Here is a 12,666-nt window from a genome sequence, read left to right as displayed (position 1 = left end):
GGGTGTTGTCGGGCCCGTTGTGAGGGACTACGGCGTCGGTATCGGTCACGGCGGCCACCGTAGTCCCGACCCCCGTAGAATCATCAGCGTGTTAGGCCGCAGCAAGTCCGAACCCGTCACCACGAGCACCCCGGATCCCGGCGAGGGGGTGGTGCTCACCAAGGACGGCAAGAAGGGTCGGCCGACGCCGAAGCGCCGCGAGCAGCAGGCGGCTCGCCGCCAGCCGCTGGTGCCGCAGGACCGAAAGGTCGCCAAGACCGCGTCCCGCGAGGAGCAGCGCAAGTCGCGCATCGCCCAGCGCGAGGCCATGGCGCGCGGCGACGAGAGCGCGCTGATGCCGCGCGACCGGGGGCCGGTGAAGCGCTACATCCGCAACTTCGTCGATGCCCGCCTGCGGATCGGCGAGGCGGTCCTGCCACTGATGCTGATCATCCTGATCGGCTCGGTCGCGCTGCCCAGCAACCTGCTGAAGACCAACGGTCTGCTGGTCGTATGGGCGATCGCCGTCATCAGCGTCATCGACGCTGCCTTCATGTGGCGCCGCCTCAAGAAGCGCATCGTGGAGTCCACCGGTGAGGCCCCGCCGAAGGGCGCGTGGTGGTACGCCGGAATGCGCGCCTTCCAGATGCGCTTCACCCGAATGCCCAAGCCGCAGGTGCCCCGCGGCATCCCGCTGGACGACATCCCGCTGCCCGGTCGAGCGAGCGGGACCGTCAAAACCCGCTGACCTGCGGCGAGCGGCTTACAACTCGTCGGACAGGCTCATCGGCCCGTAGACGACCTCGCCGTTCTCCAGGAGCGTCACTGAGGCGACGCCGGCATCGGCCAGCTCGCGCCAACTCTGCCCGAGCCAGGACTCGGCGTCGCTCTGCGTCGGGAACGCGGAGGTCACCATCGCGGTGCCGCGGAGTTCCCCGCCGTCGCGGTCAGCGTACGTCCAGGTCCAGGCATCGCTCATACGGGCGAGCCTATGCGCGGCCGGTGACATCCGTCGTACACCGGTCGTGTCGGCGCCGCGGTCACTTTCCTTCGCTCACCGCGAGGGCGTCCGGTCAGAAGTCGGCGCCGCGGTCACTTTCCTGCGCTCGCCGGCCGGGCGCCGGTGTCAGGCGTGGGCAGCCACCGCTGCGGCAACAGCAGGCGCCACGCGATCATCGAAAACGCTGGGCACGACGAGCTCCGCCGCCGGCACCTCGACGAGGTCGGCGATCGCCTGAGCGGCGGCCAGCTTCATGGCCTCGGTGATGCCGCTCGCCCCGGAGTCGAGCGCGCCGCGGAAGAGACCGGGGAACGCCAGGACGTTGTTGATCTGGTTCGGGTAGTCCGAACGCCCGGTGGCCACGACGCGTGCGTGTCGAGCGGCGACCTCAGGGTGAACCTCAGGGTCAGGGTTGGCCAGGGCGAAGACGATCGCGTCCGAGGACATCGTGGCGACGATCGCCTCGGGCATGCTGCCTCCGGAGACGCCGATGAAGACATCCGCGCCGACCATGGCGTCAGCGAGCACACCCGTCACCCCGCGCGGGTTGGTGGTGGCAGCCACCCGCACCTTGTGCTCCGCCAGGTCCGTGCGGCCGGAGTGCACCACGCCGCGCGAGTCGCACACGACGACGTCCCGGACACCCCGGCGGATCAGGATGTTGGCGATCGCGACGCCGGCGGCACCGGCGCCGGAGACGACCACCCGCAGCGTCTCCAGCTCGTGTCCCACGACCTTCGCGGCGTTGATCAGGGCGGCGAGCGACACGATGGCGGTGCCGTGCTGGTCGTCGTGGAAGACCGGGATGTCCAGGCGGGCCTTCAACTGCTCCTCGATGGCGAAGCAGCGCGGCGCGGAGATGTCCTCCAGGTTGATGCCGCCGTACGTCGGCGCGAGGCGCGCGACCGCCTCCACGATCTCCTCCACCGTGCCGGTCTCCAGGCACACCGGCACCGAGTCGACACCGGCGAAGTGCTTGAAGAGGACCGCCTTGCCCTCCATCACCGGCAACGCGGCGACCGGGCCGATGTCGCCCAGGCCGAGCACGGCCGTGCCGTCGGTGACGACCGCGACCGTGTTGCGACGGGTCGTGAAGCGGAACGACAGCGACGGGTCGACCGCGATCGCGCGACATACGTCGGCCACGCCGGGCGTGTAGAGCAGCGCCAGGTCCGCGCGGTCGCGCAGCGGCTTGGTCGGGACCGACTCCAGCTTGCCGCCCTCATGGGCCTCGAACACCGGTCCGGAGATATCGGGCTGCGAAGGGGCGGGCACGGGTGGGACGGGGTGTTCGGTCACGCTGGGTGCACCTCTGCGGTCTCGGGGCGGGCGGGACATCGGCTGGTGCCGCGGTGGGCCCGCGTCACCCAACCATGTGGGCATCGGGGGGCGCTACTCGCAACCCGCTGCCGGGCGCGTCGCGAGCCCCTAACCTGTCGGGATGAGCACGACGTTGGTCCTCGGCGGCACCGCACGATCGGCACGCAGGTACGCCGCGGCGTTGCTGCCGGCCGGTTCCCCGGTCACGGTGGTCTTCCCCGGCGAGCCGATGACCGACCAGTACCCCGACGAGTGGACCACCGTGCGGGCCGACGACCTGACCCGCACCATCCTGCGCGGCCGCACGCCGGTGCTCATCGACTCCCTCGAGACCTGGGTGAGCGGGCTGCTCGACCACTACGACGCCTGGTCGGGCGACGATGCGCGCCTCGCCACGGTGCGCGAGGCCATTGCCGAGTTCGGGGCGCTGTGGATGCACGCGCCGTACGACTCGGTCGCGCTCAGCCGCGAGGTCGGTCTGACCGCCATCCCCGAGGACGACCGCAACCGGCGACTGCGCGACGTGCTCGAAGAGGTCAACGCAACGGTCTCCGTCATCAGCAAGCGCACCCACCTCATCGTGGCCGGCCGCGCTCTGGACCTGTCGGACTCGGTCCGCATCGACTGACGGCACCAATCCCGCACGCTGACGGCGTTCGGCACGGTTGACGGCGTTCGAACGCCGTCAACGGACGCGAACGCCGTCAGCGTGCGTCGGCTCAGCTCGGCTGCACCTGCACGAACGGCGGCTTGACGACCGTCACGGGCAGCGCGCGACCGCGTACGTCGACAACGAGCTCGTCGCCCGCGGTGATGCCGCGGTCGAGCAGTGCCAGGGCGATCCCCTGCTTGAGGGTGGGCGACATCGTCCCGGACGTGACCTCGCCGACGACGGTGCCGTCCTCGCGCGTCACGGCACAGTGCGCACGGGGGATGCCGCGACCGGTGGCCAGTAGGCCCCAGGCGAGCCGGCACGACTTCTCCGCCCGCTGCTTCGCGAGCACGTCCTTGCCCCAGAACTGCTCCTTGTTCCACCCGACGGCCCAGCCCGCGCGCGCCATGTTGGGGGTGATCCGCATCGACAGGTCGCTGCCGTGCAGCGGATAGCCCATCTCGGTGCGCAGCGTGTCGCGCGCCCCGAGGCCGCAGGGCAGTCCGTCCAGGTCGCGGATCGCGTCCATCAGCGCGTCCCACAGGGCCGGGGTGTCGTCCCAGCGCGGCACCAGCTCGAAACCCTTCTCGCCGGTGTACCCCGAGCGCAGCACGATGATGTCGCGGCCCTGCCAGCTCGTGGCGGCGCTGGTGAACGACATGTAGTCCATGTCGGTCGGCAGCCCGAGCCGCTGCAGCACCTCGGCGCTGCGCGGACCCTGCACCGCGACGATCCCGTAGTCCTCGTGCTGGTCGCGCACCTCGATGCCCTTCGGTGCGGCGGCCTGCAGGCGGCGTACGACCTCGGCGGTGTTGGCCGCGTTGGGGACCAGGAAGATCTCGTCCTCGCTGGTGAAGTACTGGATGAGGTCGTCGACCACGCCGCCGGTCGCCTCGTCGCAGCACATCGTGTACTGCGCCTTGGGCGGGGCGATCTTGCGCAGGTCGTTAGTGAAGCACCGGTTGACGAAGTCGGCGGCGCCCGGCCCGCGGACCGAGGCCTTGCCGAGGTGACTGACGTCGAAGATGCCGACGCGCTCTCGGACGGCGGTGTGCTCGCGCAGCACTCCGCCGCCGGCGTACTCGATCGGCATCTGCCAACCGCCGAAGTCGGCCATCTTCGCGCCGAGGGCGCGGTGGCGTTCGTCGAGCGGCGAGGTGCGGACGGGCGCGTCGGCGACGGGCAGGGCGGTGGCGTCGGGGGGCAGCGAGGTCATGGCGTCACGGTAGCTGTGAGCCGCGCGTACAGTCGCGAGAGGCATTCACCGCCCAGAACAACACAAGCACCACCGACGACGACGAGAACGAGGACGACACACGTGACGACCACCGTTTCCCTGACCGCCAAGACCGCTCCCGACGGAGCCGACGTGACGGTCGTGCTGACCCGCAAGGGCGCGAAGGAGGCGGTCGCCGTGCGCACCCCCGCCCTGACCGACGTCGGCTGGGCGCACCTGGACACGCTGCTGACCGCGGTCCAGGCGACCGGCGCGGCCGACGAGGTGCTGAAGTTCACCGGGGTGCCCGGTGCGGGTGACCTCGTGGTCGCGACCGGGTCCGGGCTGTCGGGTGAGCCCACCGCGACGGACGCCGAGACCGTACGCCGCGCCGCGGGCGCCGCCGTCACGAAGCTCAGGGGCACTCCCTCCGCCTATCTGGCACTCCCCACCGAGGATCCCGCCCTACTGACCGCATCGGTCGAGGGCGGTCTCTTCGGTGCGTACGCGTACACCGCCTACAAGACCGGCGACGTCAAGGCTCCCGTCGCCACCCTGCGGGTGCACGCGAGCAGCCCGACCGGCAAGGACGCGAAGGCCCTGGTCGCCCGCGCCCAGACGGTGGCCGCCGCGCAGAACTGGGCGCGCGACCTGGTCAACATGCCCCCGCTCGACCTCTACCCCGAGTCGTTCGCCCAGGCGGTGCGCGAGCGGTTCTCGGGCACCAAGGTGAAGGTCGAGGTCGCCGAGGAGGCGCAGCTCGTCAAGGACGAGTGCGGCGGTCTGATCGGCGTCGGTCGCGGCTCGGCCCGCCCGCCGCGCCTGGTCACCCTCACCTACAAGCCCCGCAAGGCCGCGGCCCACCTGGCACTGGTCGGCAAGGGCATCACCTTCGACTCCGGCGGCCTCTGCATCAAGCCCGCCGACGGCATGCTCACCATGAAGAGCGACATGGGCGGTGCCGCTGCCGTCGCCGCGACCATCGAGGCCGTCGCCGCGCTCGGCCTGCCCGTGGCCGTGACCGGTTACCTCTGCCTGGCCGAGAACCTCACCGGCGCCGACGCGCAGCGACCCGGCGACGTCGTGCGGATGCCCAACGGCAAGACCGTGGAGATCATCAACACCGACGCCGAGGGCCGCCTCGTGATGGCCGACGGCCTGAGCCTCGCCTCGCGGCTCACCCCCGATCTGACCATCGACGTCGCGACCCTCACCGGCGCGGCCGTCGTGGCCCTGGGCGACCAGACCGCTGCCGTGGTCAGCAACGAGGACGCCGTGCGCGAGGAGATCGTCGACGCCGCGGGACGGGCGGGCGAGGCCGCATGGCCGATGCCGCTGCTGGAGCACCTGCGCGCCGGACTCGACTCCAAGATCGCCGACGTCAAGCACACCGGTGCGCGCCCCGGGGGTCTCATCAGTGCCGCGCTCTTCCTGCGCGAGTTCGTCGGCAACGGTGCCGACGGGTCGCAGCTGCCGTGGGCGCACATGGACATCGCCGGACCGGCGTACAACGAGAAGCCTTACGGTTACACGCCGTTCGGCGGCACCGGGTACGCCGTGCGCACGCTCGTCACGCTGGCTGAGGGCCGGGCCTGACCGCACCACCCGGCGGCTGACAAGCTGCCGACCTGACATCACTGACGCAAAGGAGCGTTGACCCGTATGACGTCCGCGGACCCCGGGACCGACCAGACCGACACCTTCGACATCGTCGTGCTGGGCGGTGGCAGCGGCGGCTACGCCTGCGCGCTGCGCGCCACCGAGCTCGGTCTGAGCGTCGCGCTGGTGGAGCAGGGCAAGCTCGGCGGCACCTGCCTGCACCAGGGATGCATCCCCACCAAGGCACTGCTGCACGCGGCCGAGGTCGCGGACGCCGCACGCGAGAGCGCGAAGTTCGGGGTGAAGGCCTCGCTCGACGGCATCGACATGCCGGGGGTGCACTCCTACAAGGACGGGGTCATCTCCCGGCTCTACAAGGGTCTGCAGGGCCTGATCTCCGCGCACAAGGTGGAGTACGTCGAGGGCACCGGTCGACTGAGCTCCCCCACCACGGTCACCGTCGGTGATCGGGTGCTCACCGGCCGGCACGTGGTGCTCGCGACGGGTTCGACACCGCGGCTGCTGCCCGGTCTCGAGGTCGGCGGCCGCATCGCGACCAGCGCCCAGGCCCTCACCCTCGATCACGTCCCCGAGCGCGTCGTCGTGCTCGGGGGCGGCGTCATCGGTGTCGAGTTCGCCTCCGTCTACAAGTCGTTCGGTGCCGAGGTGACCGTCGTCGAGGCGCTGCCCCGTCTGGTGGCCAGTGAGGACGAGGCCGTCTCCAAGGCGCTGGAGCGCGCGTTCAAGAAGCGCAAGATCACCGTGCGCACCGGCGCCCGCTTCGCGTCGGCGACCGACGGTGCGGACGCCGTGACGATCACCCTGGAGTCCGGCGACACCATCGAGGCCGACCTGCTGCTGGTCGCCGTCGGCCGCGGCCCGGTGACCGCGGATCTGGGATACGAGGAGGCCGGCGTCACCCTCGAGCGCGGCTTCGTGCCCACCGACGAGCGGTGCCGCACCGGCGTCCCCGGCGTCTACGCGGTCGGCGACATCGTGCCCGGGCTGCAGCTCGCGCACCGCGGCTTCGCCCAGGGCATCTTCGTGGCCGAGGACATCGCCGGACTCGCGCCGGCCCCCGTCGACGAGCAGACCATCCCCCGGGTGACCTACTGCGAGCCGGAGATCACGGCGGTCGGGATGACCGAGGCGCGCGCCCGCGAGGAGTACGGCGACGACGTGTCGACGTACGAGTACAACCTGGGCGGCAACGGCAAGAGCCAGATCCTGCAGACCCAGGGATTCGTCAAGCTCGTACGCCGCACCGACGGGCCCGTCGTCGGCGTGCACATGATCGGCGCCCGGATGAGCGAGCAGGCCGGGGAGGCCCAGTTGATCGTCGGCTGGGAAGCGCTGCCCGACGACGTCGCACCGCTCGTGCACGCCCACCCCACCCAGAACGAAGCGCTCGGCGAGGCGCACCTCGCGCTCGCCGGGAAACCGCTGCACGCCCACTCCTGAGACCCGCCCACCACACCGCCTGAACATGAAGGAGAATGTCGGCCATGTCTGAACGCGTGACCATGCCCGCACTCGGAGAGTCCGTCACCGAAGGCACCGTGACCCGGTGGCTGAAGCAGGTGGGCGAGGAGGTCGCGGTCGACGAGCCGCTGCTGGAGGTCTCGACCGACAAGGTCGACACCGAGATCCCGTCGCCGGTGGCCGGCACGCTGCAGGAGATCCTGGTGCAGGAGGACGAGACCGTCGAGGTCGGCGCCGACCTGGCCGTGGTGGGCGAGGGCGCGGGCGGCGATTCCGCCGGCAGCGGATCCGACGCGGCTTCATCGGAGTCCGCCCGATCTGAGGAGCCCGCCCAGTCCGAGGAGCCTGCTCCCGCCGAACCGTCAGCCGCCGCGGAGCCGGACGAGAAGAACACCGAGGACGAGGCCCCCGCCCAGGCGGCCCCGGCACAGGCATCGAACGACGCGGGCGGCGCTGATGGTCCCGGCGCGGGCGAGGGCGAGGGCGAGGGCGAGACCGTGACCATGCCCGCGCTCGGCGAGTCCGTCACCGAGGGCACCATCACCCGGTGGCTCAAGGCCGAGGGCGACGAGGTCGCCATGGACGAGCCGCTGCTGGAGGTCTCGACCGACAAGGTCGACACCGAGGTCCCCTCACCGGCCGCGGGCACGCTGACCAAGATCCTGGTCCAGGAGGACGAGACCGTCGAGGTCGGCGCGAAGCTCGCCGTCATCGGGGGCGTGTCCTCCGGTGTCGACGCCGCGTCGTCTTCCCCGGCTGCGTCGACCGGGTCTTCTGGCTCTTCTGTGCCGGCTCCCACCAAGGACACCGAGACGACCAAGTCCGAGCCGCAGGCAGAGCAGAAGGACGAGGCGCCCGCCCCCGAGCCCGAGAAGAAGGCCGAGCCCGCCCCCGAGTCCAAGCCTGCCCCCCAGAAGCCGGAGCCGGCCGCGGCGCCCGCCGCGCAGCCGTCGGCGTCCTCCGAGGGCGACGGCGGTTCGTCGACGTACGTGACCCCCTGGTCCGCAAACTCGCGACCCAGCACGATGTCGACCTGGCCTCGGTCAAGGGCACCGGGATCGGCGGGCGCATCCGCAAGCAGGACGTGCTCGAGGCCGCCGAGGCGGCGAAGGCGCCCGCCACACCGGAGGCACCCGCGGCACCTGCGGCCGCGAGCACCCCGGCAGCGCCGTCGATCGACGTGTCCGCCAAGCGCGGCACCACCGAGAAGATGACCCGGATGCGCCGGCTCATCGCGACCCGGATGGTCGAGTCGCTGCAGGTCTCGGCGCAGCTCACCACGGTCGTCGAGGTCGACGTCACCCGGATCGCCCGGCTGCGCGACCGCGCGAAAGCCGGCTTCGCCGAGCGGGAGGGCGTCAAGCTCAGCTTCCTGCCGTTCTTCGCGCTCGCCGCGGTGGAGGCACTCAAGACCCACCCGGTGCTCAACGCCAGCGTCGAGGACGACTCGATCGTCTATCACTCCAGCGAGAACCTCGGGATCGCCGTCGACACCGAGAAGGGGCTGTTCGTCCCGGTCATCCAGAACGCCGGAGACCTCAACATCGCCGGTCTGGCGCGCAAGATCGGCGACCTGGCCGCGCGTACCCGGGACAACAAGGTGACTCCCGACGAGCTGGGCGGCGGCACCTTCACGCTGACCAACACCGGCAGCCGGGGCGCGCTCTTCGACACCCCGATCATCAACCAGCCGCAGGTCGCGATCCTCGGCACCGGCTCGGTTGTCAAGCGCGCGGTCGTGCTGAGCGACGCGGACGGCGGCGAGACCATCGCGATCCGCTCGATGGTCTACCTGGCGCTCTCCTACGACCACCGGATCGTGGACGGCGCCGACGCCGCCCGCTTCCTCGGCACCGTCAAGGAGCGCCTGGAAGAGGGCGCGTTCGAGGTCTGATCCCGTCATGACGCAGTCGGACGCACGGGTGGCGCAACGGGTCGCGATCACCGGATCCTCCGGGATGATCGGCACTGCTCTCATCGAGCACCTCACCGCCCGCGGTGACGAGGTGGTGAAGGTGGTGCGGCACGCACCCGGCGCGTCGGACGAGGTGCGGTGGGATCCGGCGAAGGCCGAACTCGACCCCGCCGACCTGCGGGGGGTGACCGCGGCGGTCAACCTCGCCGGCGCCGGCATCGGCGACCACCGGTGGACGGCGGCGTACAAGCGCACCATCACCGAGTCGCGGGTCTCCTCGACCGCGACCCTTGCTCACGTGCTCGCCTCGCTCGAGGCTCCGGTGCGTCTCGTCAGCGCGTCCGGGATGTCCTACTACGGCGAGCGGGGCGACGACGTGGTCGACGAGTCCGGTGCGCCCGGCGACTCCTTTCTCGCCGGCGTCACGCAGGTGTGGGAAGCGGCCACGGCACCTGCGGCGGCCGCCGGCCACCCGGTGTGCTTCCTGCGCACCAGCCTGGTCCTGGACCAGAAGGGCGGGTCGATGGAGCAGGTGCTGCGGCTGGCCAGGCTCGGGCTCGGCGGCCCGCTCGGCTCCGGGCGCCAGTGGTGGTCGTGGATCTCGTTGGAGGACCAGGTCCGTGCGATCGTGCACCTCATCGACCATCCCGAGATCACCGGGCCGGTCAACATGAGCAGTCCCTCCCCCGCCCGGCAGGCCGACTTCATGCATGCGCTGGGACGCGCCCTGCACCGGCCCGCGGTGCTGCCGGCCCCATCGTTCGCGCTGCGGGCAGTGCTCGGCGAGCTGGCATCGGAGATCATGACCAGTCTGCGGATGCAGCCGAAGGTGCTGCAGGACAGCGGCTTCGTCTGGTACCACGGAGAGCTGGGCGAGGTCGCGGAGTGGCTCGCTCGCTGATCCCGGCACGTCTTCCCGCACCCTGTCGGCCGCGGTAGGTAGGTTCGCCGGGTGCCCACGCGAGCGGACGACCCGATGATCCAGGCCCGTTCGCTGCGCAAGAGCTTCGGGTCGTTCGAGGCGGTGCGGGGCATCGACGTGCAGATCCACCGCGGTGAGTCCTTCGGCTTCCTCGGGCCCAACGGCGCCGGCAAGTCCTCCACGATGCGGATGATCGCCGCGGTGTCCCCCGTCACCTCGGGCGAGTTGCGGATCCTGTCGATGGACCCTGCCACGCACGGCTCGCAGATCCGCGGCCGGATCGGCATCTGTCCGCAGGAGGACACCCTCGACAACGACCTCAGCGTGCGCGACAACCTGATCGTCTACGGCCGCTACTTCGGCCTCTCGCGCGCGGCCGTCCGCTCCCGAGCCGACGAGCTGCTGGAATTCGCGCAGCTGACCGAGCGGGCGCAGGCGAAGGTCGACAATCTGTCCGGAGGGATGAAACGTCGGCTGACCATCGCCCGGTCGCTGATCAACGACCCGGAGTTGCTGCTCCTCGACGAGCCCACCACCGGCCTCGACCCGCAGGCCCGGCACTTGTTGTGGGACAAGCTGTTCCGCCTCAAACAGCAGGGCGTCACCCTGGTGCTGACCACGCACTACATGGACGAGGCCGAGCAGCTATGCGACCGGCTCGTGGTGATGGACAAGGGCGAGATCGTGGCCGAGGGGTCGCCGTTGCGGTTGATCGCCGAGCACTCCACGCGGGAGGTCGCCGAGCTGCGCTTCGGCGTCGGTGAGCACGAGGACATGGCAGACCGGGTGCGCGATCTTGCCGACCGGGTCGAGGTGCTGCCCGACCGGCTGCTCCTCTACACCCAGCACGGTGAGGAGACTCTCGCCAAGGTCGGCGAGCGCGGGCTCACGCCGACCGCCGTCCTGGTGCGGCGTTCCACGCTCGAAGACGTCTTCCTGCGGCTCACCGGCCGCAGCCTGGTCGACTGATGAGCGCCACGACGGACCGGCCGAGCCCCTTCCAGGCGTGGCGGCTGGCGGACTACTGGTTCACGCTCTACCGCCGCACCTGGCGGGGCAGCGTGGTGACCAGCTTCGTCAATCCGCTGCTCTACGTGGTGGCCATGGGGGTGCTGCTCGGCGGTTTCGTGCACGCAGACCCCCAGCGGCTCGAGGGCGCGCACAGCTACCTGCAGTTCGTGGTCCCGGGGATGCTCGCCGCGCAGTCGATGCAGGTGGCGATCGGCGAGGTCACCTTCCCGGTGATGACCATGCTCAAGTGGCACAAGACCTACTTCTCGATGGCCGCCACACCGCTCCGGGTCGTCGACCTGGTCGTGGCGCACCTCGGTTTCGCCGTCCTGCGGCTGGCGCTCACCGCGGTGGTCTTCACCCTGGTGCTCGCGCCGTTCGGTGTCTTCCACTCGGTGCTCGGCGCCTGCGGCGTGGTGCTGGTGCAGTTGCTGCTCGGCCTCGCCTTCGCCGCTCCCATCTACGCGTACGCCGCGGTCCTGCGCAACGAGATGGGATTCACCCTGATCTTCCGGCTCCTGATGATCCCGCTGACCCTCTTCTCGGGTGCCTTCTTCCCGCTGTCCAACCTCCCCGCGCCGCTGGAGGCCATCGCCCGTGTCAGCCCGTTGTGGCAGGGGGTGTCACTGACCCGGATGTTCGCGCTGGGGACGAGCAAGCCCGGTCCCGTGGCCGCGCACCTGGCCTATCTCGTGGTGCTCGCCGCGGTCGGCGTCTGGCTCAGCGTGCGCGCGCTCACCCGGCGGTTGATCTTCTGATGGCGATCCTGTCCGCACCGATCACCCGTGACCGCGGTCGCGAGCTGTCCCGCGCTGCCGCGACGGGCGTGCTGCTCTACCGCAACTACCTGGTCTACCGGCGCGGCTGGATCATCTTCCTGACCGGCTTCTTCGAGCCGGTGCTCTACCTGCTCTCCATCGGGATCGGCGTCGGCAAGCTGGTGCACGGTTTCGATGTCGGCGGTCGCTCGGTGCCGTACGCGGATTTCGTGGCGCCGGGCATGCTCGCGGCGTCGGCCATGAACGGCGCCATCTTCGACACCACCTTCAACGTGTTCTTCAAGTTGAAGTACCAGAAGCTCTACGACCAGGTCCTGTCCACGCCGCGTACGACGAGCGACGTCGCCCGCGGCGAGATCACCTGGGCCCTGTTACGCGGCGGCATCTACTCCGCGGCGTTCCTGCTCGTCATGCTCGCCCTCGGACTCGTGCACAGCTGGTGGGCTGTCCTGGCACTGCCGGCGGCCCTGCTGATCGGGTTCGGCTTCGGCGGGATCGGCATGGCGCTCACCACCTGGATGCGCAGCTGGCAGGACTTCGAATTCATCACGCTCGGCACGTTGCCGCTCTTCCTCTTCTCGGCGACCTTCTTCCCGGTCTCGGCCTTCCCCGAGTGGCTGCAGTGGGTCGTGCAGTGCACCCCGCTCTACCGCGGGGTCGTGCTCTGCCGCGAGCTCACCACCGGGCAGGTGGGCATCGGATCGATGGTCTCGGTGGTCTACCTGCTGGTGCTCGGCGTCATCGGCACCCGCATCGTCAGCCGACGACTGTCGGTGCTGCTGCTCACCTGA

12 protein-coding genes and 1 pseudogene are annotated in these 12,666 nt (G+C 70.6%); 10 read left to right on the top strand and 3 right to left on the bottom strand.

Annotated elements, in window-relative coordinates; all coding sequences use genetic code 11:
* Nucleotides 1–88 precede the first annotated feature (88 nt).
* Complete coding sequence (locus tag LVQ62_RS10385; protein WP_233761413.1) at nt 89–727, top strand: DUF3043 domain-containing protein; 639 nt, start codon at nt 89–91, stop codon at nt 725–727.
* 15 nt (nt 728–742) lie between these two features.
* Here LVQ62_RS10385 and LVQ62_RS10380 read toward each other — a convergent pair whose 3' ends face one another.
* On the bottom strand, nt 743–958 hold the full coding sequence (locus LVQ62_RS10380) for a hypothetical protein (protein ID WP_179481440.1): 216 nt from the start codon (nt 956–958) through the stop codon (nt 743–745).
* A 147-nt stretch (nt 959–1,105) separates the two neighbouring features.
* Complete coding sequence (locus LVQ62_RS10375) at nt 1,106–2,278, bottom strand: NADP-dependent malic enzyme (RefSeq protein ID WP_233761411.1); 1,173 nt, start codon at nt 2,276–2,278, stop codon at nt 1,106–1,108.
* A gap of 142 nt (nt 2,279–2,420) precedes the next feature.
* Here LVQ62_RS10375 and LVQ62_RS10370 point away from each other — a divergent pair, with 142 nt between their 5' ends.
* Entirely contained in the window at nt 2,421–2,927 is a 507-nt protein-coding gene (locus tag LVQ62_RS10370) for a bifunctional adenosylcobinamide kinase/adenosylcobinamide-phosphate guanylyltransferase (protein ID WP_233761408.1), read from the top strand.
* A 91-nt stretch (nt 2,928–3,018) separates the two neighbouring features.
* On the opposite strand, the gene gcvT is transcribed toward LVQ62_RS10370, so the two are convergent.
* Complete coding sequence (gene gcvT / locus LVQ62_RS10365) at nt 3,019–4,167, bottom strand: glycine cleavage system aminomethyltransferase GcvT (protein ID WP_233761406.1); 1,149 nt, start codon at nt 4,165–4,167, stop codon at nt 3,019–3,021.
* 102 nt (nt 4,168–4,269) lie between these two features.
* Here gcvT and LVQ62_RS10360 point away from each other — a divergent pair, with 102 nt between their 5' ends.
* The 8 genes and pseudogenes from LVQ62_RS10360 (at nt 4,270) to LVQ62_RS10325 (ending at nt 12,666) form a co-directional block, all read left to right on the top strand.
* Nucleotides 4,270–5,763 carry a leucyl aminopeptidase gene (locus LVQ62_RS10360; protein WP_233761404.1) on the top strand — a complete coding sequence of 498 codons (1,494 nt, stop codon included), beginning with the start codon at nt 4,270–4,272 and terminating at the stop codon, nt 5,761–5,763.
* Nucleotides 5,764–5,829: 66 nt separating this feature from the next.
* Nucleotides 5,830–7,227 carry a dihydrolipoyl dehydrogenase gene (gene lpdA, locus LVQ62_RS10355; protein ID WP_233761402.1) on the top strand — a complete coding sequence of 466 codons (1,398 nt, stop codon included), beginning with the start codon at nt 5,830–5,832 and terminating at the stop codon, nt 7,225–7,227.
* A gap of 35 nt (nt 7,228–7,262) precedes the next feature.
* Nucleotides 7,263–7,901 (top strand): annotated as a pseudogene (locus tag LVQ62_RS10350) (biotin/lipoyl-containing protein); the annotation flags it as partial.
* Nucleotides 7,796–9,142, top strand: coding sequence for a 2-oxoglutarate dehydrogenase, E2 component, dihydrolipoamide succinyltransferase (gene sucB, locus LVQ62_RS10345; RefSeq protein WP_233761400.1), 1,347 nt, complete (start codon nt 7,796–7,798; stop codon nt 9,140–9,142). The pseudogene LVQ62_RS10350 and the gene sucB, both read left to right, overlap by 106 nt.
* A 7-nt stretch (nt 9,143–9,149) precedes the next feature.
* Nucleotides 9,150–10,064 carry a TIGR01777 family oxidoreductase gene (locus LVQ62_RS10340; protein ID WP_233761398.1) on the top strand — a complete coding sequence of 305 codons (915 nt, stop codon included), beginning with the start codon at nt 9,150–9,152 and terminating at the stop codon, nt 10,062–10,064.
* 75 nt (nt 10,065–10,139) lie between these two features.
* Nucleotides 10,140–11,054 carry an ABC transporter ATP-binding protein gene (locus LVQ62_RS10335; protein ID WP_179483713.1) on the top strand — a complete coding sequence of 305 codons (915 nt, stop codon included), beginning with the start codon at nt 10,140–10,142 and terminating at the stop codon, nt 11,052–11,054.
* Nucleotides 11,054–11,854, top strand: a complete 801-nt coding sequence (locus LVQ62_RS10330) for an ABC transporter permease (protein ID WP_233761396.1) — start codon at nt 11,054–11,056, stop codon at nt 11,852–11,854. Before LVQ62_RS10335 ends, LVQ62_RS10330 begins: the two co-directional genes overlap by 1 nt.
* Nucleotides 11,854–12,666 (top strand): ABC transporter permease, encoded by an 813-nt coding sequence (locus tag LVQ62_RS10325; protein WP_233761394.1) that lies wholly within the window; start codon nt 11,854–11,856, stop codon nt 12,664–12,666. The genes LVQ62_RS10330 and LVQ62_RS10325 overlap by 1 nt, the downstream gene beginning before the upstream one ends.

The sequence above is a fragment of the Allobranchiibius sp. GilTou73 genome (assembly GCF_021391335.1).
Taxonomy (GTDB): domain Bacteria; phylum Actinomycetota; class Actinomycetes; order Actinomycetales; family Dermatophilaceae; genus Allobranchiibius; species Allobranchiibius huperziae.
This window is presented reverse-complemented; position numbering and strand designations above follow the sequence as displayed.

Excerpts from the sequence above, each read along its gene's own strand:
- gcvT (WP_233761406.1), bottom strand. The coding sequence starts at position 4,167 with ATGACCTCGCTGCCCCCCGACGCCACCGCCCTGCCCGTCGCCGACGCG.
- LVQ62_RS10330 (WP_233761396.1), top strand. The coding sequence starts at position 11,054 with ATGAGCGCCACGACGGACCGGCCGAGCCCCTTCCAGGCGTGGCGGCTG.
- LVQ62_RS10335 (WP_179483713.1), top strand. The coding sequence starts at position 10,140 with ATGATCCAGGCCCGTTCGCTGCGCAAGAGCTTCGGGTCGTTCGAGGCG.
- lpdA (WP_233761402.1), top strand. The coding sequence starts at position 5,830 with ATGACGTCCGCGGACCCCGGGACCGACCAGACCGACACCTTCGACATC.
- LVQ62_RS10340 (WP_233761398.1), top strand. The coding sequence starts at position 9,150 with ATGACGCAGTCGGACGCACGGGTGGCGCAACGGGTCGCGATCACCGGA.
- LVQ62_RS10380 (WP_179481440.1), bottom strand. The coding sequence starts at position 958 with ATGAGCGATGCCTGGACCTGGACGTACGCTGACCGCGACGGCGGGGAA.
- LVQ62_RS10325 (WP_233761394.1), top strand. The coding sequence starts at position 11,854 with ATGGCGATCCTGTCCGCACCGATCACCCGTGACCGCGGTCGCGAGCTG.
- LVQ62_RS10370 (WP_233761408.1), top strand. The coding sequence starts at position 2,421 with ATGAGCACGACGTTGGTCCTCGGCGGCACCGCACGATCGGCACGCAGG.